General features: G+C 43.7%; 15 protein-coding genes. 10 read left to right on the top strand and 5 right to left on the bottom strand.

The genetic code is table 11. From position 1 onward, the window contains the following. Positions 1-49 precede the first annotated feature (49 nt). Entirely contained in the window at positions 50-559 is a 510-nt protein-coding gene (locus D0T87_RS01130) for a flavin reductase family protein (RefSeq protein WP_163172280.1), read from the top strand. 185 nt (positions 560-744) lie between these two features. Here the strand turns inward: D0T87_RS01130 and D0T87_RS01135 are convergent, their stop codons facing one another. Then, the gene (locus tag D0T87_RS01135; RefSeq protein WP_163171982.1) at positions 745-2,430 is read right to left on the bottom strand and encodes a SulP family inorganic anion transporter; all 1,686 of its coding nucleotides are present in this window, start codon (positions 2,428-2,430) and stop codon (positions 745-747) included. A gap of 344 nt (positions 2,431-2,774) precedes the next feature. Here D0T87_RS01135 and rbr point away from each other — a divergent pair, with 344 nt between their 5' ends. Beyond that, on the top strand, positions 2,775-3,353 hold the full coding sequence (gene rbr, locus D0T87_RS01140; protein WP_163171984.1) for a rubrerythrin: 579 nt from the start codon (positions 2,775-2,777) through the stop codon (positions 3,351-3,353). A 93-nt stretch (positions 3,354-3,446) separates the two neighbouring features. Here rbr and D0T87_RS01145 read toward each other — a convergent pair whose 3' ends face one another. The 3 genes from D0T87_RS01145 to nadB form a co-directional block, all read right to left on the bottom strand. Then, positions 3,447-5,525: an LruC domain-containing protein gene (locus D0T87_RS01145; RefSeq protein WP_163171986.1), complete on the bottom strand. Its 2,079-nt coding sequence runs from the start codon at positions 5,523-5,525 to the stop codon at positions 3,447-3,449. Between the two features lie 288 nt (positions 5,526-5,813). Then, the gene (locus tag D0T87_RS01150) at positions 5,814-6,044 is read right to left on the bottom strand and encodes a hypothetical protein (protein WP_163171988.1); all 231 of its coding nucleotides are present in this window, start codon (positions 6,042-6,044) and stop codon (positions 5,814-5,816) included. A gap of 16 nt (positions 6,045-6,060) precedes the next feature. Beyond that, positions 6,061-7,629, bottom strand: a complete 1,569-nt coding sequence (gene nadB, locus D0T87_RS01155) for an L-aspartate oxidase (protein WP_163171989.1) — start codon at positions 7,627-7,629, stop codon at positions 6,061-6,063. A 132-nt stretch (positions 7,630-7,761) separates the two neighbouring features. Here nadB and D0T87_RS01160 point away from each other — a divergent pair, with 132 nt between their 5' ends. From D0T87_RS01160 to D0T87_RS01185, 6 genes are all read left to right on the top strand, one after another. After that, complete coding sequence (locus D0T87_RS01160) at positions 7,762-9,117, top strand: MFS transporter (RefSeq protein ID WP_163171991.1); 1,356 nt, start codon at positions 7,762-7,764, stop codon at positions 9,115-9,117. 618 nt (positions 9,118-9,735) lie between these two features. Further along, positions 9,736-10,143 (top strand): PH domain-containing protein, encoded by a 408-nt coding sequence (locus D0T87_RS01165; RefSeq protein ID WP_163171994.1) that lies wholly within the window; start codon positions 9,736-9,738, stop codon positions 10,141-10,143. Positions 10,144-10,163: 20 nt separating this feature from the next. Further along, positions 10,164-11,510, top strand: a complete 1,347-nt coding sequence (gene lpdA / locus D0T87_RS01170) for a dihydrolipoyl dehydrogenase (protein WP_163171996.1) — start codon at positions 10,164-10,166, stop codon at positions 11,508-11,510. Next, positions 11,507-12,979, top strand: coding sequence for a D-alanyl-D-alanine carboxypeptidase/D-alanyl-D-alanine-endopeptidase (dacB, locus tag D0T87_RS01175; protein ID WP_163171998.1), 1,473 nt, complete (start codon positions 11,507-11,509; stop codon positions 12,977-12,979). Before lpdA ends, dacB begins: the two co-directional genes overlap by 4 nt. Before the next feature lie 50 nt (positions 12,980-13,029). Continuing rightward, positions 13,030-13,311 (top strand): putative quinol monooxygenase, encoded by a 282-nt coding sequence (locus tag D0T87_RS01180; RefSeq protein WP_163172000.1) that lies wholly within the window; start codon positions 13,030-13,032, stop codon positions 13,309-13,311. A gap of 17 nt (positions 13,312-13,328) precedes the next feature. Then, a complete protein-coding gene (locus D0T87_RS01185; protein ID WP_163172002.1) occupies positions 13,329-13,928 on the top strand; it encodes an ACP phosphodiesterase in 600 nt (199 codons plus the stop codon). On the opposite strand, the gene D0T87_RS01190 is transcribed toward D0T87_RS01185, so the two are convergent. Beyond that, positions 13,916-15,061 (bottom strand): hypothetical protein, encoded by a 1,146-nt coding sequence (locus D0T87_RS01190; RefSeq protein WP_163172004.1) that lies wholly within the window; start codon positions 15,059-15,061, stop codon positions 13,916-13,918. The two genes, D0T87_RS01185 and D0T87_RS01190, sit on opposite strands and share 13 nt — an antisense overlap. Before the next feature lie 1,034 nt (positions 15,062-16,095). On the opposite strand from D0T87_RS01190, the gene D0T87_RS01195 reads away from it, so the two are divergent. Further along, positions 16,096-21,222, top strand: a complete 5,127-nt coding sequence (locus tag D0T87_RS01195; protein WP_163172006.1) for a fimbrillin family protein — start codon at positions 16,096-16,098, stop codon at positions 21,220-21,222. A 22-nt stretch (positions 21,223-21,244) separates the two neighbouring features. Continuing rightward, positions 21,245-23,044 (top strand): fimbrillin family protein, encoded by a 1,800-nt coding sequence (locus D0T87_RS01200; RefSeq protein ID WP_163172008.1) that lies wholly within the window; start codon positions 21,245-21,247, stop codon positions 23,042-23,044. Positions 23,045-23,056 lie beyond the last annotated feature (12 nt).

The raw sequence follows: 23,056 nt of genomic DNA on the forward strand, positions 1-23,056 counted from the left end.
AATGACGGAACATAAGTTCGATTTCTATATAACCCATATATACTATATAATAATGAAAAAGATAACCGTTAAAGAACTGACCGATAACTTTATTGAAGTAATCGGCAAAGAGTGGATGCTCGTCACAGCAGGAACCAAAGATTCCTTCAATACCATGACCGCTAGTTGGGGTGGGGTAGGCTTCCTGTGGAATAAACCCGTAGTGTTTGTTTTTGTACGTCCCGAACGTTACACGCATAAGTTTACTGAACAAAATGATTCCTTTACCCTGTCTTTCCTGGGCGAAGAGAATAAAGCGATTCATAAGATATGCGGTTCAAAATCGGGTAGAGAAGTAGATAAAGTAAAAGAAACCGGATTGAAACCTGTTATCTCTGAAAGAGGTAATATCCTTTTTGAACAGTCGCGCCTTTCGTTGGAGTGCCGTAAACTATATACTACCGAGTTGAAGAAAGAAAACTTTCTGGATGAGGCTATACCCAAACAGTGGTATGATGCCACACACGGTGATTATCATACGGTATACGTAGCAGAGATCACAGATGTTTGGGTGAAGTGAAGTCTACCTTCTTATATTTCCTGAATATCTCTTAATCATCTCTTGCTTTTCATAGTATGGAGATACAATTAACTCCTAGAGATAAGGTTACCATGATGTACATGTCGGTAACCTTATCTCTAGGAGTTATTAACAATAACATCAGAAGATATTCCAATATCTCCTGATGAGAAAGAAAGTAAGTCTTATTCCCGGATAATTTCCTTTGCCCTTTCCAGAGCTACATTGATGTTCGGACAGATATTCTCTTTGCCGATCAGATCATAGAATCCCGCTTTCTCCAGTGTATCATGCACCTTTCTGTTGACTCCTGAAAGTACAATCGTGATCTTTTCTTTTTGCGAAGTCCGGCAAAGCGTAGTTAAGTTATGAATACCGGTTGAGTCGATAAACGGAACCTTACGCATACGGATGATACGAACGTTGGGTTTATCTCTCATCAGGATCATCTGCTCTTCAAACTTATTGGCTATACCGAAGAAATAAGGTCCGTTGATTTCGTACACTTCCACACCTTCAGGTATGGTGATGTTTTCGTCTTTACCAATAGCTATATCCGTCTCCGAGCTTGGGTCGATTTCATCTTTGATTACGGATATCTCGGTTGTTTCGGCTACGCGGCGCATGAATAACAAACAAGCAATGATAAGCCCGATCTCAATGGCAATAGTCAGGTCGAATATAACCGTCAGGAAGAAGGTGATAAGTAGTACGGCAACATCCGACTTTGGATTTTTCAGCAACGCTTTGAACGTCCGCCATTCGCTCATATTATAAGAAACAATCACCAGTACTCCCGCCAGACATGCCATGGGTATATATTGTGCCAGTGGCATCAACAGCAACAGGATCAGTAGCAAAACCACGGCGTGGATTATTCCCGCTACCGGAGTTTTACCTCCATTATTGATATTGGTCATGGTACGTGCGATGGCTCCTGTTGCAGGTATACCACCAAATAATGGAGTAATCATATTCGCTGCTCCCTGTGCAATCAGCTCTGTGTTAGAATCATGTTTATCGCCAATCATACCATCGGCTACGGTAGCCGAGAGCAGCGACTCTATGGCTCCCAACACGGCAATGGTTATGGCTGCCGGAAGTAAACCATTGATCATTTCCCAGTTGATGACGGGTACTTCCATATCCGGTAGTTCGGATTTAATAGTGAAGCGGTCGCCGATAGTATCAATGCAATCAATTCCGGCGTATGTTTTCAGTAGATAAACAACTACCGTAACCAGAATAATGGCAATGAGCGATCCGGGTATTTTCTTGACTATTCTACCCGAAAAGGCGATGATAAGAATACTGAAGATACTAATGATGGTGTTCCACCAATTGATCGTATCGAAATGCCGGAAGTAAAGCGCCCATTTGCCCAGGAAGTCGCCGGGAACGGTTTCCTCACCGAAAGACAGGCCGAATATATCTGTGATTTGGGTAGTGAAGATGGTTACGGCAATACCGCTGGTAAAACCTACAATGATAGGATAAGGAATAAATTTTATGATAGTGCCGAGTTTGAATACTCCCAAGAGGATAAGCATCACACCTGCCATGATGGTGGCTACGATCAATCCCTTTTCGCCGTATTGTTGGATAATGCCATAAACAATGACAATGAACGCACCGGTTGGTCCACCGATCTGTACCTTGCTGCCGCCTAATAGGGAGATGATAAATCCAGCAATGATAGCTGTAATGATTCCCTTTTCGGGCGAAACTCCTGAGGCTATAGCAAATGCGATAGCCAGTGGAAGCGCTACGATACCTACAATGAGTCCGGCCATGAGGTCGGCCATGAATGTCTCTTTCGAATAATTTTTAAGCGTAGAGATTAGCTTAGGTCTAAAAACAAATCCTTTCATTTTACTAGAGTGGTGATTCACCACAAACAATATTATTATTAAAACCTGGTTATGCTGCCTTGCTTTCCGCATGGAAACCTGGCAGCGGCACCTTGCCGCCGCAAAATTAGGCAAAAAAGAAACAGTAAGTCTCAAAGTCTTCTTTTATTTGTTTATAGATAGATAGAATCTATTAGTCTGAAAGATTTAATTAATAAAAAAATAAATGGCTTTTTGCTAATCAATTTATATCTTTGTGTTGTTATATATAAGTGGATACAGGGAAATAGATGCTAGAGACGGCTAATAGTGGACACGTAATATCAATAATCTATATTTAATTCATTTTTCTAAATAATAATATTATGGCTAAAAGTATTAAAGGAACTCGTACAGAGAAGAACTTGCTTTGCACATTTGCAGGCGAATCACAGGCTAGAATGCGTTATACTTACTTCGCAAGCGTAGCAAAAAAAGAAGGTTACGAACAAATCGCTGCTATTTTTACTGAAACAGCTGATCAGGAAAAGGAACATGCAAAACGTATGTTTAAGTTTCTGGAAGGTGGTATGGTAGAATTTACCGGTACTTTCCCAGCAGGTGTTATCGGTACAACCATGGAAAACCTGAAAGCTGCCGCTGCCGGCGAACACGAAGAGTGGGCTATCGACTATCCTAAATTTGCTGATATCGCAGAAGAAGAAGGTTTCCCTGCAATCGCTGCTATGTATCGCAATATTTCTATCGCTGAAAAAGGACACGAAGAGAGATACCTTGCATTCCTGAAGAATATTGAAGATAATACTGTATTTGCTAAGACTGAAGAAGTACTATGGCAATGTCGTAACTGCGGTTACATCCATGCCGGTACTGAAGCTCCAAAAGTATGTCCTGCATGTGTTCATCCACAGGCTCACTTTGAAGTGAAGAAGGAAAACTGGTAATCAGTTATCATCATAAGATATAAAACAATAACGGCTGTCCATGCAGGACAGCCGTTATTGTTTTATATAAATCTGGCAGCGACACCTTGCCGCTTATTTCAAATACCAGTCTCTGTATTCTTTACCATTGCTTTTTACCCAGTTGTCATAGTCTGGGTAGGTGATGTTGATTCTATCGTGTTCTCCCAGGTTGATAAATGTATCTACTCCCGAAAGATGCAATGCGAAAGGATACAGTACCTTTTCACCACTAACATAATAGATCTTTTTCTCTACGTCCGATCTGTCATGTTTCGTGCCGAAGTGACTTAAGTCTGCCCTGTCTGTAGGGGGATAGTATGGAAGGTGCACTTCAGTCTTATCTTTTGGAGTGATGAATGGATTGTATGGCGCACATGCAGCTTCCCATTGCTCTTCGGTTATTCCATCTTCGAATTCCATAACGATGTCGTAATGGAAGGGTTGAGTGTTGGGTTGGTAAGGAACAACAGGAGGAGTGTTGGTTGCATCATTGCATAAATCAACAATAAATCCGATACCATCGAAATTGTCTTTTATATATGTATGGGCCTTTCCATTTACAGAGATACTCTTTACATAAGAAGGGTCAATATTTACTTTGAAACCAAACTTATTCGGTAAGTCGGCACCTGTATGAATCAGGCTGAATCTATCTTCCAGTTTGGTCATATAAGCAACCTGTTCTCCGGGTTTGCAGGTCAATGTAGCTTTTGAGCTGTATCTCATCACTACGTCATTCAGGTCATAGTCTCCTTCGCTTGGCCAGTTGTCTTCGAAGGCTAATATTCCTTTTTTGTTAACTGTAGTTTCTACATCTTCTTCTTCAGAAGGAATGGGTTCTACAGGCTTTATTGCATCTATCGGATCGGTAAGTACATGGAATATCAAATCATTGAAATCCTCATCGGCTGCCGGATAATTGTTGCGTCTGTAATCATCTTCGAATCCGACGCAAACGAATGGTTTTGCTTCTGTTCCGGCATCGAATACTATGCAGTCAATCCGATGGCCGTCGGTATTAAGTGTATTGATGGAACAAAGTGGCCATTGCCAGCCGCTTGCAGCAAGTCTTTTATTTGTTCTGTCGTAGGATTTGGGGTGTAATAACCATCCAATAGTAAGACCGGCAGGGAATTCATTTTCCCACTGTTGAGTGGTTTCATTGAAATACTTTAATTGCACATAATCACCGCTTTGCAAGGCAAGTTTTGAATCTGAAGTCTTGAGTTTTGCAAGGGGTATTGCAATTATTTCTTTGTTTGTTATTCCTGTTCTGTTTTCATGTACCAGTTCATTGGCAGGACCATCATGATAGAAATATCCCAATGTATTTTCCCATTGTGCTCCTGTATGTATGATAGAGATCCATACTTGAGCTGGTTTATTCAGATAAAGGGATGCCTCGGATAAGTATGGCGAATCTTTTTCTACTTTCTGTTTTTCGGGGAAAGCAGCATTGATCTTGCTGAGAACTTCTCCAGGAATATCATGATGAACTGCAATGCATGGCTCATGGTTTGGTCCTACTGCTCCGTTGGGTAATAAGAGGTCATTGGATGCATTCAGTGATGTTTCGCCTACTCCACCACCTTCATACAGAAGGCAAAAGTCGGGTCTTTTATCGGCTACGGTTCTTGTAGCTGGTGAAGAATTTCTTGTGACCTCATCGGTCAGATCAACTCTTGTAAAGTCGGCTACCCCATTTTGAATGGTTGCTTTCATCAACGTAGGAACGAACATGCTGGTAGAATACACATAAAGCTCCTTTACGTACGAAGGAATGGTTTTAGTCAGGTTGTACTTTCCTGATATTGAAATACCACCACTAATGGGTGTAAGATTGGTGTTTAAGGTGGGTCTTTTCACCGTTGGTGCACCCGGCTCTGAGGACATTTTAAAATCCTCTTCAATGAACGGGTTTTCGCTGTAGACCTCAAAAGTTGCAGCATACCCTTTTGGGGCATCATCATAAACAAGATTAAACTTAACACTTTGCGTTGTTGAATAGTCCAGGAGTGAAGGTTGATCGTTGTTGTCATCGTCTTCTTCTCCGGGTCCTGGGATAGAAAGGTCTTTATCCCCGCAGGCTGTGAATAGAAAAGCCAGGCATGTTGCAAATACGGCAACATATTTACCACTAAATTTAACCATAAATCTAATTTAAGCTGTTTTGTTACGTTATACTTGAAAAATAAGGGGACAAATATAATGCTTAAAATTGAATGTATGATTATATTTTGCAAAGAATTTAGTCTGGATACGGGATTTTTTTGTTTCGTATCTCCTTAAAAGCCAAAGTCGTTTGATTCTTTTTCACTCTCTTTCTTCTCGTCACCTTTTAAGTAAATATAGTTTTCACTATCTTCCAGTATATTATCGGGAGTGAGGGTGCGTTTTAGTTTCTCTACTTCGTTCCGGTTGGGAAGATGTATCAGGGCTTTATATGTTTTTGCCGCTTACAACGGGGTTGGGGTGGTTGGCTTTAACGACTTTTCCGGGATATTTGCCCGGCATGGAGTGCATGGTGCGGGGAATGTTTCTGGCCGTTTCAATGTTAGTCTGCGGTTTGAGGTCCGATGGGGCATCGGGTGCGGCAGCTTTGATTACGGGAGCGGTCATTATGCCTGCTCCACTAACGAATAATGTCCGGATAAAGTTGCGTCTTTTCATAATGGTGATGATTTGGTCAATTCTTCCGCGGATAGTCGATCGTGTAATGCAGTCCCCGGCTTTCTTTCCGTTCGATGGCCTGGCGCATAACGAGGTATCCTACGTTGATGACATTACGTAGTTCGCAGATTTCCCGCGAGGCAAAGCTACGCTTAAAGAGGCTTTCCGTTTCTTCGTAGATGATGTCCAGCCGGAGCCAGGCGCGTTTGAGGCGAAGATCGGAACGTACAATGCCTACGTAGGCACTCATGATCTGGTTCACTTCCTTCATGCTTTGGGTGATGAGTATCATCTCTTCGGTGGAGCTGGTTCCCTCGTCGTTCCATTCGGGGATTTCGCTGTTATACGTATAGTTCTCCATCACGTTGAGACTGTGTTTGGCAGCGGCGTCGGCATAGACAACGGCTTCTACAAGCGAGTTGGATGCCAGTCGGTTTCCGCCGTGAAGCCCTGTGCAGGAGCATTCGCCTACGGCGTACAACCGCTCGATGGACGATTGGCTGTTGAGATCTACCTTGATACCTCCGCAAAGGTAGTGGGCGGCCGGGGCAACGGGGATGTAGTCTTTGGTGATGTCGATGCCCAGGCTGAGGCATTTCTCGTATATGTTGGGGAAGTGCTTCCGGGTTTCTTCCGCGTCTTTGTGCGTTACGTCGAGGTACACATGGTCGTCTCCGCGGTTCTTCATCTCATTGTCGATGGCGCGGGCCACGATGTCGCGGGGGGCGAGTGAGAGGCGGGAATCGTATTTCTGCATAAACTCTTTGCCGTCTTTCGTGCGGAGTACTCCGCCGTAACCGCGCATGGCTTCGGTAATGAGGAACGATGGGCGGTCGCCCGGGTGATAGAGCGCCGTGGGGTGGAATTGTACAAACTCCATGTCTTTCACCGTTCCTTTGGCACGGTAAACCATGGCAATGCCGTCGCCGGTGGCTACCAGCGGATTGGTGGTGGTTTGGTAGATGGCGCCTACACCACCGGTGGCCATAAGGGTTATCTTAGAGAGGAAGGTGTCGACCTTGCCGGTAGATTCGTTGAGGATATACGCGCCATAGCATTTTATGTCCGGCGTTTGCCGGGTGACGGTGATGCCCAGGTGGTGCTGGGTGAGTATTTCGATGGCGAAATGGTTCTCGAAAACCTCGATGTTGGGGTGTTTTTTGATGGCCGCGATGAGGCTTTCCTGTATCTCGGCCCCTGTGCTGTCTTTGTGGTGGAGTATCCGGAACTCGGAGTGGCCGCCTTCGCGGTGCAGGTCGAATTCGCCCTGTTCGTTCTTGTCGAAGTCTACTCCCCAACTGATGAGCTCTTCGATTTGTCCGGGAGCTTCGCGCACTACCATTTCCACGGCCTGGCGATCGCTCAGCCAGTCGCCTGCGATGAGGGTATCTTCTATATGTTTCTCGAAGTTGTCGACCAGTGTATTGGTTACCGAGGCTATTCCGCCCTGGGCGTAGTAGGTGTTTGCTTCTTCCAGTTCTGTTTTGCAGATCAGTGCTACTTTGCCTTTGCCGGCTACTTTCAGCGCAAAACTCATACCGGCTATGCCGGAGCCGATTACAAGGAAATCGAACTTTTTGACCATGATATAATGTATTTCTTCTTGCAAAACTACAAAATAACTCGGTTTGTTGTACTGTTTTTGTGGTAATTTGAAACAGCTGGTCGAAAAAGCGTTACCTTTGCAGCCGATTTAACTACGTTATTTATAATGATTATGAATAAGAAGCTCACTTTTGCCATTCTCTCCATCTCTATGATTACGGTAATGGCCAGTGCTGCTGTTTCGCCTGCGCTGGCAAACATCAGCCGTGCTTTTCCGGAGGTGGGAATCGGCATGATTAAAACGGTTCTGACGCTGCCTTCGTTGTTTATTATCCCTTTCAGCCTTGTTTCGGGGCATTTGGTGCACCGGTTTGGGAATAAACATGTGCTCATGGCGGGTATCGTTATTTATATTGTCGGGGGCATTGCTCCGGTTTTTGCAGATAGTATAACCGAACTTTTGGTGTGGCGGGCGATACTGGGTTGCGGATGCGGATTGATTATGCCTATCTCGCAGACGTTGATCGCGGTGAACTTTCAGGGTGATCTGAAAGCGAAGATAACCGGATATTCGGGTGCCGCTTCTTACCTGATGGGGGTGATTGCTTCGTTTGTTGTGGCTCCGCTTTCTTCTGTCGACTGGCATTATAGTTTTTATATTTACCTGGTTGCCGTCATGGTTTTGGTATTGAACATCGTGTTGTTGCCCAACGATAAACCTCAAAAGACGGAGCACAAGGCGGCGTCGAAGACATTCCCGCGTTATGTGTGGTGGATCATTCTGGGCATGCTGTTGGTTAATGTTGCGTTCTATGCCGTGCCTGCCAATGTGGCTTTGTTTATGAAGGAGCAGGGGATTGGGCATGCGCAGTCTGCGGGAGTTGTTATTTCTGCTTTTATGATAGCGGGGTTCGTTTCGGGACTGATTCTGTCGGTTCTCCGCCGGTGGTTCAGAACCTATACGGTGATGTTGGGGGTGGCGATTATGGCTTTGGGGTATGTTATCCTTTCTTCGGCTTATGCCCTGATGCCGGTGGTGGCAGGCTCGGCGTTGGTGGGCTTTAGCTTTGGGGTGTTGTTTCCTTCGTTGTTGATCTTGATTACCAATAAATGTTCGGGTGCGGCTTGTATCCTGGCATTGTCGTTTAGTAGCTGTGCGCAGTTTCTGGGACAGTTTTTGTCTCCGTATGTGTTGCAAGGGGCGAAAGATTTGGTTGGTTTGCGCTCGTTGAGGGGCGATTTTACGATACTTGCCGTGGCGTTGGGTGTGGCGGTGTTTGTTTATCTGGTGGTTAAACTGCTTTTGTCTTATCATCCGATTCATCGACTATCTTTTACTTCGAACAGGAACCGGTTCAGAATAACTTACTGGTTGGGCGAAATGGATGCCGATTCCGGCGATATTTATCATTTGAATTTCTTCCTGGGCAAAGCGCAGCTTTTTAAATTGTCCAGACAGGTGGTGGTTATTAAATCTTCGACGGCACGTTGCCGAATATGCCAAAAGGATGCGTTTTCTTTGAAATAGAAAGCATATTGTTGCGATATCTGCAATTCTACTAACTCGTTATGTTTTAAAAACAGCGAACCAGCACAGGAAATGTATGATTTCAGTACCTGATTCCCTGTTTGCTTACTTCATTCGGGCCGAATGCTTATTGCATTTCGAGCAAATGGTTATTGCATTTTAGTGAAATGCCTATTGCATCCGGGCGAAATGCTACTAGCATTTAACTCGTTTGCTTGTTTCTTAAAGTCAAAAAGGTGATTTTAGATTAGTTGAGGCGAATAAAAAGCGTAAGAATATTCCGATTTACTCCAGATGAAGAGAAACTACTGATGAGTTAGAATCGCCATATTGTTTAAATATGAAAGAGTAATCGGAAAAGATGAATGCGAATACCCGGCAATAAGAATAATATGCCATTCAGTGTATTGTTTTTGTAACATTCGCTTTGATCCTAATGCGCTTGGATTGTATATAGAATTATCTTCCCTTACTTGAGCCTTAATTACGCAAATCCAGAGGCGTTGGGATATCATTTTGATAAAATGGCAAATAGATACCCTGCGCTTATTTATCCTTTTTGTTGTGATTTACTGGTAAAAGTATTAACTTGCACCATAATTCTGACACAATGACTTTATGAATCGAATATTTCATGTACGCATTGCGTGGTACCAATACCTATACCTTATACTATTAGGCGGATTGAGTTTCTTTTTGTTATGGGATAAAAGCATCATCCTGGCAGCCATCTGTATGATCATGCTTGTATTGCTCATCGAACGCTTCATCCACACCACCTATACCATTACAACAGACGGCAGGTTGATACTCTCGTCCGGTCGTTTCTCTAAGCCTAAAACCATCTGGCTCAAAGACATTATATCCGTAGAACGCAGAACCTCCGTGCGAATCGGTAACTTCTCCGTACTACAGTATGTTATGATTGGATACGGTGCAGGCCGTTACCTCTCCGTATTGCCCCTGAAAGAGCAAGAGTTTATAGACCTGTTGGAGACAAAAAGAAAAGAACTCATTGAAGATTAACGCATAAAACAATTAAATATATGAAGTACGATCTAGCTATTATTGGTGGCGGACCTGCGGGATATACCGCTGCCGAAACCGCCGGAAAAGCCGGCCTGAGCGTTGTTCTGTTCGAGAAACAAAACGTAGGTGGAGTATGCCTGAACGAAGGCTGCATACCCACAAAGACCCTGCTTTACTCCGCCAAAACCTACGACTCCGCCCGGCACGCTTCGAAATACGCAGTAAACGTAGCCGAAGCCTCCTTCGACCTGCCCAAAATCATTGCCCGCAAAACCAAAATCGTGCGTAAGCTGGTGCTGGGCGTCAAAGCCAAACTCACCGAAAACAAAGTAACCATCGTATCCGGCGAAGCCTCTATTGTAGATAAAAACACCATCCGATGCGGTGAAGAAACCTATACCTACAATCACCTCATCCTTTGTACAGGCTCCGAAACCGTAATCCCCCCCATCCCGGGCGTAGACGCCGTGCCCTATTGGACCCACCGCGACGCATTGGACAGCAAAGAACTGCCCGTTTCCCTCATCATCGTAGGCGGGGGAGTGATCGGCATAGAATTCGCCTCCTTCTTCAATAGCCTCGGCGTTGAAGTTACCGTCATCGAAATGCTCGACGAGATCCTTACCGGCATGGACCGCGAACTATCCGCCCTGCTTCGTGCCGAATACACCAAACGCGGCATAAAGTTCCTGCTGAATACGAAAGTCGTTGCCCTGGCCGCTGAAGGCGATAACGCGACCGTTTCCTACGAAAACGCCGAAGGCGAAGGTAGCGTCACCGCCGCCAAGCTCCTACTAAGCGTTGGCCGCCGACCCGTAACCAAAGGCTTCGGATTGGAGAACCTCAACCTGGAACTCGTTAATAGCAAATCCATCCGTGTCGATAACCACATGTCCACATCCGTTGCCGGCGTGTACGTTTGCGGCGATTTAACCGGTTTCTCCTTGTTGGCGCATACCGCCGTTCGCGAAGCCGAAGTCGCCGTGCATCACATCCTGGGCAAAGAAGATGAAATGAGCTACCGCGCCATTCCCGGTGTAGTCTACACCAATCCCGAAATAGGCGGAGTAGGGGCAACCGAGGAGTCTTTACAGGCCCACAACACCCCATACGATGTCGTTAAACTGCCTATGGCCTTCTCCGGTCGGTTCGTAGCCGAGAATGAAGGAGTGAACGGTGTTTGCAAGATATTATTATCCAAAGACAACCATACCGTTCTGGGCGCCCATGTACTAGGCAATCCGGCATCGGAAATCATCACCCTTGCCGGAATGGCCATTGAATTACAATTAACAGCCGGGCAATGGAAGAAGATCGTCTTCCCCCATCCTACCGTTGGCGAGATATTCAGAGAAGCATTATGAGAAAAGAAATACTGCTGACGCTTCTTTTACTTGTTACTCTATCTGCCACCGCAGGAGACCCTGTCCGCGGCGGCGGCAAGGTGCTGCTGCCAGATTTCAATGCTGTGGGCACCTTGCCGCTGCCGCTGCAAGACCGCTTGGACAAATTAGTTGAAGAAGCCCTGCCCGAAGCATCCGAGGTAGGCATAGTAGTCTACGACCTCACCGCCAAGAAAGAATTATATACCTATCGACAGAATAAACTCTGCCGTCCCGCCTCCACCATGAAACTGCTGACGGTGATAACCGCTTTGTCGCAAGCCCGTGCCAACGAGCCGTTCGCCACCGATGTGTGGTATAAAGGCACCATAGCAAACGATACTCTCGTGGGCGATCTGTATGTCGTGGGCGGCTTTGATCCGGAGTTCGATGATGCAAATATGGATACGCTCGTTGCCCGTGTCAGCTCCTTCCCTTTCACTGCCATTAAAGGTAAAGTCTACGGCGATGTAACCATGAAAGACTCCCTTTACTGGGGCAGCGGTTGGGCATGGGACGATAACCCCTCTTCCTTCCAGCCCTACCTTTCGCCGTTAATCTTCCATAAAGGAATGGTAAAAGTAACCGCCACCCCCGGAGCAGCCAAAGGCGACTCGGCTACGCTGGTATGCGAACCCGTTTCGAGTTTCTACACCGTAGCCAATTCGACCGAAACAAAGACCCCGGCGGCAGGCAAGTTCTCCGTATCGCGCAACTGGTTGGAGAATAAGAACGATATCATAGTCAAAGGCAATATAGAAAGCAAACGCGTGGGCGAGGTAAACATCGTTCCCTCCCAAGACTTCTTTATGCACACCTTTGTGGAGCGGTTACAGGAAAAAGGCATTACACTGGAACACCCCTATGCATATGCCGAATTTGTGGAAGACTCTACGGCCGCCCGCATGGCCCGTATCGAATGCTCGGTTCAGCGCGTAATCAACCAGATTATGAAGAAAAGCGATAACCTCAATGCCGAGGCTCTGCTCTGTAAACTGGCCGTGCAAGCCACAGGACGCCGGAAAGTCTCCGCCGACGACGGTCTGGCGGCAATCAACGCGCAGATCAGGAGAGTAGGGCATAACCCGGCCGATTTCCGCATTGCCGATGGTTGCGGACTGTCCAACTACAACTATGTATCGCCTGCCTTGCTTGTCGACTTTCTGAAATACGCTTACTCCCGTACCTCTGTTTTCCAGAGCCTTTATAAATCACTTCCTGTAAGTGGAATAGATGGGACATTACAGTCGCGTATGCGGAGCGGAAGCATAGCCTACCGCAAGGTAAACGCCAAGACCGGCTCATTTACCGGAATCAGTTCGCTGGCCGGCTACCTGAAAACAAATAAAGGGCATGATGTGGCTTTCGCCATAATGAACCAGAATGCCATGTCATTGGCTAAAGCAAGGGAGTTTCAGAATAAAGTCTGCGAACTGCTTTGTGCAGAGTGATCTCGTCGCAATGACGTATAATTGATATAATAACAACTAAATTTTAATTAATGGAAAAGAAAACAATTGTTGCCCGTGCTGAGGTGCTGGCAGGTAAAGAGGCAGCATTCATTGCTCACGCAGAAAAATGTATTGAAGCTACCCGTACCGAAGAAGGTAATTTAAGCTATAGCCTTTATCAAAGTCCTTTTACCCCATCTTCTTTTATCTTCTATGAAGAATATAAAGATCAAGCGGCTATCCGGACGCACGCTACTTCGGCGCACTTCAAAGCATTTGCCGATGCTATAAAAGATATACTTGCCGCCGAACTGATCATCGAAACGTTCTGATAGACAAATAGAACGGAATGAACTATCTGGCACACATCTTCCTTTCCGGTTCAAACAGAAAAATGCAAGTAGGTAACTTTGTAGGAGACGCCGTAAAAGGCAGCTCCTATAAAGACTATCCGCAAGATATGTGTAAAGGCATACTGCTTCACCGTGCCATCGACGATTATACCGACCGGCATCCATTGGTCCGTGAGGCAGTCCAAACCCTTAAACCGGAGTTTGGACGTTATTCGGCTGTTTTACTGGATATATACTTCGATTATCTGCTCGCTTCCCGGTTTGAATCATTCGCCGGAGTTTCCTTGAAGAAATATACCCGCCGGTTTTACACTTCCCTCATTATAAGCTATCGCTATCTGCCCGTCCGCTTCAAACGCTTTATCTGGTACTTCATTCTGGACGACCGTCTTGGAAAGTATGCTACTCCGGATGGAATAAGAGAAGCCTTGGATATCATGGTCGAGTACCGCCATATTGATATATCCGTAGATAAAGCTATCCGTTACATGGAAGAACACACCGAAGAACTATTTACCGTATTCCACCCCTTCTTTATTGAATTGCAGGATTATTGCAGGAACTACATTGTGAATGACATGAATCATTCCATCTGAACCGCATTTACCCCTTGTATAAAAGCAACCAGAAAGATTGGAATCTCGATCAGGCAGACCAAGAACGCGCTGATTCCGGTTGCTATAGGAATGAATGCCAGTATGATGTTGCCAAGAATTAAATACCCCACCAGCAGCATTCCGTTTGCTTTCGACGGCTCAAATACTTCATTGCCGGCAAACCGGAGGAATGCAATTCCTACAACCAGATAGGAACAAACCTGTAATATCGTAGCCAGAATACCTCCAACTAAAGGAATCATCATCAAAAGGCCGGCAAAGATCATCAGAATACCGTAACAAACAAAACCTCCTGTGCCTTTACGATCGGCCGAAGAATCTCTTAGCCTTCCGTTGCCTATAAAGAACACAACAGCCCCGGCAATAATAAACAAGGATGTTCTGAAACTATTATCAATCAGCATTAATAGCGTATACAGGAAGCCGGTAAATAGTAAAATGACTCCGTATGTAGGTTGTGGCGAGGAAGCTGTATTCTTCACAATTCCGATGTATGCGGTAATAGAAATAAGAGTAACCAGTCCGTAGAGCAAGGTAATCCCCGGAATATTTATTCCGACAACGGAAGGTAAACTCAAAATAAACAGGAAGGTATGGCTCATAAGCAAAATAACAATACCCGATTTAGCTTTGATAAATGGTTCGTAAGATAACCAAAGCACCATAGCAGCAATCAGCAGTCCATAGTAAAACAACTCAAACCATAAAGGTCCGGGAGTAACCTGCGATGTTGTTTCCAGTAACGTATCCAATGGGTTGACAGGGGTCATGCCCTCAATTAACGTAGGCGATATGGCCTGAAGCGTATTCATTGTCGAAGCTAAATCTCCTGCATAGTCCGAAAAGAAATCATCAATTGAGAACATAAGCAAGCCATTGGCTCTCATTATGATTTGAACAACAGAAGCAACCAGCAATAATATAGCACCTATGCGGCCGTTTCCGCTCAACACATGGATTAGTTTAATCTGGCCTATCAGAATAAATATCCACGCAATGAATTTTGCAATCTGTATGCTGATGCTTTTGTCCGAGAAACTGGTAATCACAAGCCCAAATACAATACAGGTAAACGCAATGGATGCTTTGTTTAGACTAGGGTTGGTATCCATACCTATGATATTTTCTATTTGCTTTTCAATATACTCGACTAAATCTTCACTAAGATAGTGGGTTTCTCGTAATTATTAAACGCATTATCAAGAAAATCCTACCATTGGTCAGATAAATTAGTTCAGGAAGCCGTTGTGTTTTAGTTTTGATTACAAAAAGAACTAACTAATAAATTTGAATATGAGAAGATATATATAAAGGCTATTGAAGGGAATCTACTTGAAGTAGGTTTGCATAAAGTTCCTGTGGCACGTAATTTGCGGGATGTAGTCTTTAATACAATTCTGAATAAATAGCAACAAATCATTCTGTTTTTAGTCATTAATTCTATTGTCGGCGTACCCGAAATAAAGGCGACTATTTAGTCATTATTTCTTTAAGTGATAGTAAGAAATGATATTATCTGTTTTATTCATTTTTTTAATTTCTTTATTAAATATGTTGTAGGTTTTAGGCATAATGTTAGTAATTCCATGTGCAAAAAAGGTTAATAATGTTAAACTATGCAAACTGGATATTTCTATCCATTCATTATTATGTTCATTAAATTAATTTGAGAATAAAATGTAAATGTAACATATTCAGTAGTTTGAGTTGTATTGAGTCTTATTACTTGTATCTAAAAACAAATTATATTATAGTCTCCTTTAGTATATACCGATTTGGATATAAGCGGACTAATAGTATACATTTACGATGTAAAACAAATTAATAGGCTAACGGTACGGAATAATAAGAGACTTCACTATATGCATTTCTATGGCGTATATAGTTTTTTGTTGTTCCATATTGAGGTATGAGAAAAATACAATTAATCTTATGTCCGAATTTTCTTCTACTTATTTCTCTATCAACCCAGGAATATAGTAAGTGGGGGTATTACTTGTAATACTTCCTGTATATTCTTTTATCTCCTGTAAAAGGAGAATTATACCAGAACACAAACTCCGCCTTTTATTTTGGCGGTAGTTGTGGCTGGTGGGACATGAATTGAGAAGCAAAAGCCTGTATTTGATATATAAAACATTATAATATGAAGATGTTTAGAAGATTGGTCACAATAATACCGAGTATTATTGTAGGCGGGATTTTAATTACCGGTTGTAACGAAAAAGAAGACGCTACAGATTCAACAAGAGTACAGGCACGAATATCGGCTGGAATTCAAACCAGAGCTATAGACACCAACTGGGAAAAGAATGACCGTATAGGATTACATATATTCAAAACCGGAACAAACGATTTTGCTTATAACCGATATAATTACCAATACTACACTCCCGAAGGAAGTTCATACTTCAACCCCAACGGTGATGATATAATATACTATCCTTTAGACGGAAGCTCTATCGACTTCATTGGATATTATCCCTATGATGCTACTATGACTGAAGCCTGCGTATGCAAGGCAGATGTAAGTGACCAGACAAGCCTGTCGGGCATTGATTTAATGACCTCCGAGCGATTCACGGGAGCAAATCGGAGCACACCGGATGTCACCATTAAATTTCACCACAGGCTGAGTAAGCTTATATTCAAAGCTTTCTACAAAGATAAAGCCACCGAGCTACCTATAGAGAAAGTGGTGATAAAAGGTATGAACACTGCCGCCACTTATAACATATTGACCGAGACATTAACGGTAGATGGCAATAGTGAAAAAACACTGGAAGCAACAAGTCGGGACACTAAAAAGGTAGAAGCCATTGTGATGCCCCGCAAACCTGCCGAAGGGGTCACTTTCCTCATCACCTCAGGAGGAAGTGAATTTACTGCGCATCTCAGCGAGGAGCAAGAATTCAAATCGGGATTCAAATACACCTTCAACCTTATATTGGACGATGAACACGGCTCAGCGCCCACCATCAAAGCTATTATCCAGGAGTGGATAGATGGAGGAGAAATAGATGTAGAGAGTAAACTCGTAACCATCGACAACGGACCGGGTGAGGCTATCGGATTTAATCCGGGCGATGTGATAACCCTCTATCACGAAGACATGGAGTTGACCAAGTTCACATATGACGGTACCGACTGGACACCCGAAACCCCGGTTTACTGGGAAAACATAGGTGATGGTGTAAGTGAGGATATCACACTACGAGCCATGTTCCAAAGAGCCGACGCGCTAAGCGATGAACAAATGCCTGAGGTATTCTTAGGTGAAACAACCACCAAGCGCTATGAATCCATAAACCTACACTTTAACCTGGCTCCGGCTAAAATAGTAGTTAAGCTTATTTCGGAGAGTCAGGACGTGAACGAAACATTTAGTAGCGATGAGTTGGCAACGGCCACTATGTTGCTCCCATCATACATTTCCGGGTATGATATAACGAATGGAATATTTACCGAAGGTACCACAACGGGCAACATCAATCTGGTCGATGGACAGGCATTGATAGTGCCCCAAAAGAAAAACGGAACGCTGGTTACCATCACTCTGAACGGAAACCAATACTCCGTGGTGCAGGAAAAGGAACAGGAATTCTTGGCGGGAAAGGTGTATACCATTACGGTGAACCTCCTCAAATCGCAATTGAACCCTGCGTTTAACGTTTCTTATACCGATTGGACGGATGGAGACAGCATCGGCATAATAAAAGGAACTCCGGTAAACATTTACCTGTCGGGAAGCACTTCCAACTTCAAGAGCGGAGATATGTTCACCCTATACAATGATGCCGAAGAGCTGACCAACTACACTTATAACGGTTCAACCTGGACTCCGGCAAAGGCTATCTATTGGGAAGGGCTGACAGAGGGGGTAGATGGAAAAATCAAGCTGCGCGCCCGGTTCATCCGTCATGATGAGCTGAACGACAAGCAGATGCCCGAAGTATTCCTGGCCGAAACAACCTGTAGCCGGTTTGAAGCAGTAAATCTCGAGTTTAAACTTGCTCCGGCGAAGATTGTGCTTAAACTACGCTCGGAAGGAGATGCAACGCAAACCTTCACCGCCGAAGAGCTAAAGAGTGCCACGATCGAATTGCGTGAATACCTAACCGAATATAGTATAGAAAAAGGAGTGTTTGTAACCGGAATAACGAAAGGAAACATACCTGTGGTAGATGGAGAGGCGCTTATTGTTCCGCAAACCAAGAATGGAGAGTTGGCCACTATCACCCTGAAGGGGAATAAATATTCCGTTCTACAGGTGGCAGCGCAGGAATACCAGGCCGGAAAAGTGTACACGATCACTGTAAACCTGCTTAAATCAAAAGTGAGCCCTGCATTCAATTTGTCCTATACCGACTGGACGGAAGGCGACCGTATTGGTGATAAAGACGGTACTCCGGTGAACATCTACCTTTCGGGAAGCACTATCAATTTCCAGAGCGGAGATATGTTCACCCTTTACAATGATGCCGAAGAACTGACCAACTACACTTACGACGGATCGACATGGACCCCGGCAAAGACCATCTATTGGGAGGATCTGACTGCGGGAGTAGGTGGAAAGATCAATCTGCGCGGCCGATTTATCCGTCTTGACGCGTTGAACGACGAACAGATGCCCGAGGTGTTTCTGGCGGAAACCACCTGCAACCGGTTTGAGGCAATAAACCTGGCCTTCAAATTGGTGCCGGCCAAGGTAGTTGTCAAACTGACATCAAAGAGCGATGTGGATGCCCACAAGTTCACAGACTTGGAATTGAGCCAAGCTACCATACAACTTCCCACATACATTACCGAATACTCACTTGTGGGCGGAGTGTTTAGTAAAGGAACGGCAACCGGCACCATTACCCTGAAAAATGGCATAGCCCACATTGTTCCACAAAGCAAATCGGGAACACTGGTCGAAGTCATTTTAAACGGAAACAAGTATGCAGTATCCCAGCTTGCAGCTGTGGATTACCAAGCCAGGAAAATATATACCATAACAATCAACCTGTTGAAATCTGGTTTACCTCCGGCATTTAACCTTTCTTATACCGATTGGGTAGATGGTGGTAAGATAGAGGAAGACGGTACACCCATTAACTTTGCTATCTCCGGACAAACCAAGAATTTTCAGAACGGTGATAAGTTTACGCTTTACCTCGATGGGCAAACTCCCGCAGTGGCTACCTATACGTATAATGGTAGCAAGTGGACCGGCAGTACAGATGTTTATTGGGAAGAAGTAGGCGATGGCGTTAGCCCTACAGTGACATTCCGTGCCGAATTCAAGCGGAAGCCTAAACTGGATGACACGCAGTTGGATGAAATGTTCCTGGCAGAGGTTACCTGCCAACGTTTTGGTGAGGTGAAATTAGACTTCAAACTGGCTCCTGCAAAGGTCATAGTTGTACTGAAATCAGAATCGACTACCGAACCGGGTAAGAGGTTCTTGATCAATGAATTAAAAGACGCTAAGGTATTGCTCAAACAATACCAAACCGGAGGAAGTTTTGCAAATGGTGTGTTCACACCCGGCACTACTACGTCGGTGAATATCAAGGCGGTAGATATAAGTGGGAATGAAACGCAGAAAGAAGCGCTCGTACAACCGCAAAAGAGAACCGGAATATTGGCTCACATTACGCTATCGGGTAATGAATACAAGGTAGAACATACCGGCGAACTCGATTTGCAAGCCGGAAAGGTCTATACTATTACAGTCAATATGCTGAAATCGACCCTGAACCCGGCATTCAATGTCAGCTACACCGACTGGGTTCCCGGCTCGGATATTCCAAAGGATGCGACTCCTGTAAACTTGGTAGCGTCGACCGGAACAACGGATAAATTTGTTGCCGGAAATAAAATTAAACTTTATGATGTGGTTAGGAATGTATATCTCACCACGTATGAGTATAAAGGCTCAGACAAATGGGAGATCTTTGGTAGTGAACCCGCTTTGTATTGGGAAGACATAGGCGACGGATTTAGCTCACAGGTAAAATTGCGTGCCGAATTTATAAGAACAGATAAGTTAAACGATACGCAGTTGCCCGAGCTCTTTCTGGCCGAGGCTACCTGTAACCGCTTCGGTAGTCTGAGCTTTCAGTTTAAACTTGTGCCTGCAAAGGTAAGTTTCGTATTGAAGTCTGAGGGTTCCACAGGTGATCTGTTTACACCGGAGGAATTGAATGGCGCGACCATTACACTACCCGATTACAAGATCGGCTACACTTTGGTTAATGGTGTCTTTACGGAAACAAGTGGCATAGGAAGTATTGATATAGCTAAAGGCAGAACAGCTTTAATTATCCCACAAACAATAACAGGGAAAATAGCTACGATAAGGTTGCTGAATGTCGATTACGAAATTACTGACGCATCAGGCATTGAATTCAAAGAAAGTCAACATACAATAATTACCGTAAATATCGTGAAAACGAATGTTACAACTTTCTCTGCTTCATATGCTGATTGGGAAGAAGTGCCAAGTGGCACATATGACGCTTTCAAAATAGTAACGGGAGATGTTAGCACTAATAATTTCAAGGAAGATGACAAGTTATCCTTGTATTATAACAATGTGAAAACAAGTAACAAAGATTTTATAGCCGAATTCAAATACGAAGGTGAAAACAAGTGGGTTAACACCAATAGTGAATCTACCAAACATTATTGGCAAAACCTGAACGACCAAAACAAGTATATTTTCTATGCAGTTAGCACATTGAAATCGGCCCCTGATAGTTCCAACCAGATGGATGACGTGATGTATGCCGAATGTACAGGAGTCGACAAACTAGGGGCCATCACCTTGGCTTTCACCAAAATGACATCGAAGATAAATGTGGTGTTGAAATCTGTGTCTGACAGTGGTAATACTTTCACTGATTCCGAATTAAGATCAGCTACCGTCACCTTGCCCGGTTATGAGATTGGTGCGAAGTATAATGGAATTGTTTACAATAACAATGGAACTACGACAGGAAACATTACAGCAAATGAAACGACTGATACAGAAGGCAAGCCTACATGGACAGCCTTGTTCGAACCGCAGACTATTAATGCTACTAATGTTGAAAAAACAGTCTTGATTAGAATAACGATTAGCGGAGTTGATTATGAGCTTAAGAAAGATATAGCAACAACATTTGCTGTAGCCAACCAATACACTTATACGATAAACTTAACGAAAACAGGTATATCGTTCACTACCAGTTATTCTGATTGGACAAACAATGATGTCAATGGCGGTGATATCGGATTAGATTAATAACAAAAACTACTATATAAATATGAAAGCGATAAAAATTATATGGATCATTTTCTCGACAATAGTACTCTTTGCCGCATGCAGTAAAGAAGATACGACAAAAGAACCGCAACCGCGCGAAGAACTTGTTTTATCGGGAACTACAGGAATTGTCGAAGAGGTGAAGCCGTTTACAAGGGCTGAAAAAGCTTTTCCTGATAATGAATATTTGAGAGTGATTGTCCGTGATGGAAATAGTCCGGGCAAATTCTTGGAAGCAGGAGATAAAACCACCAAAGCCAAAACAGTAAATGGAAATGGAACAAAGAATGATTTAGCCTGCGACCCTATTCTATTTTGGGACGACTTAGGTGGAAAAGGCGCTAATTTAAAATTGTTCGGTATTTACCCTTATGCTGATACAGAGCCAACAAGTGATATAGTTACTTGGACAGTAGATGCTGACCAAACCATTTATCCTATAGGGAAGGAACTTATGTTTGCACAAGAGGATAAAGATAATACAGGATATAGCTATGATGATAGTAAGATCGCTAAAGCACACTTGAACTTTCAACACGTGCTTACCAAAATTACAATAACCATAGATGTAGATGATACTCAAGGTTTTGACGCAGAAACGCTCGGTAAAGCAACAGTAACCTTTAAGGATATTCCGTTGAAAGCCGATTATGACATCAAAAATAATTCGTACGATGCCAAATATGGAAAAGAAATAACGGTAACACCATCCAAAAAAGGAAATGAAAATGCTAAGAAAGAAATCATATCGTATTCATACACCATACTATGTGCTCCACATAGTTATAAAAAAGGCACAGTGCTGGGAGAAATCGCAGTAAAAGGAAATACATACAAAATAGTGATATCGAAAAAAGAGGTAACTGAAGATGATTATTTGCCATTTAATCCTGGCGAACACACCTCTGTTACGGTTAAACTTAAAGGATCGGATGTAACGGCAACCGCTTCGTTGACAGATTGGGTTCCTGGACCTGATAACCCTGTAGTAGATAGTCGAATCATTACCTTCCAGGATTTTGATATAAAGGATATAAAAGGAAAACCTGTATTGACTGAGGGTTCCACTATTAATATGGCTTTTACAGACAAAGCATCCAGCCCTGTAGTTCGTAATGCTGTATTTACATATGGCGCAGACGGCAAATGGGCAGTAACCACACCTGTATATTGGGATGATATAACTATAGCTATTACGAAGGTAGAAGCGCTATTGATTATAGGACCAAGCAACGAAACAAAAACTGGCGAACACTATTTTTACGGGTTACTAGAAAGGGAATTTACCAAAGCTGCGGCAATCGCTGGCAATTCACAGATAAACTTAGATGGTCCTGATGATAAAAAGTTCTTTAACCATCCATTGAGTAAAGTGGATATTACAATAAAAACAAGTGATGGTACCGATAAGATCGCTATTAAGGATATCAAAGCCATCGGAAATGGTGTAGTTATAAAGGGTAAAGTGAATTATGGTTTAGATGGGACAACGGCTCTCAAACAAAAAACGGAGACTACAGAAGAAGATTTGGATATTACAAACAGAAGTAATGCTGACGAAGCCGCCACGCACGTATGTATCACCGCCTACATCTGGCCGCAAGATTTGAAAGAGCTTTGTCAGGTTACCATAGGTGAAAATATCTATAAAGTACAGGCAGATAAGGGCCTTGACTACACATTCGCAGCCGGAACGCACTATACTTTTACGGTGAAAATCACTAAGACTGGAATTTCAGCTACTGCAAGTTTGAAAGACTGGGAGACGGTTACCATACCTGATATAAATACTGGATTATAACTATAATACCGA

Source organism: Bacteroides sp. 51, from assembly GCF_010500965.1.
In the GTDB taxonomy this organism is placed as follows: Bacteria; Bacteroidota; Bacteroidia; order Bacteroidales; family Bacteroidaceae; genus Bacteroides.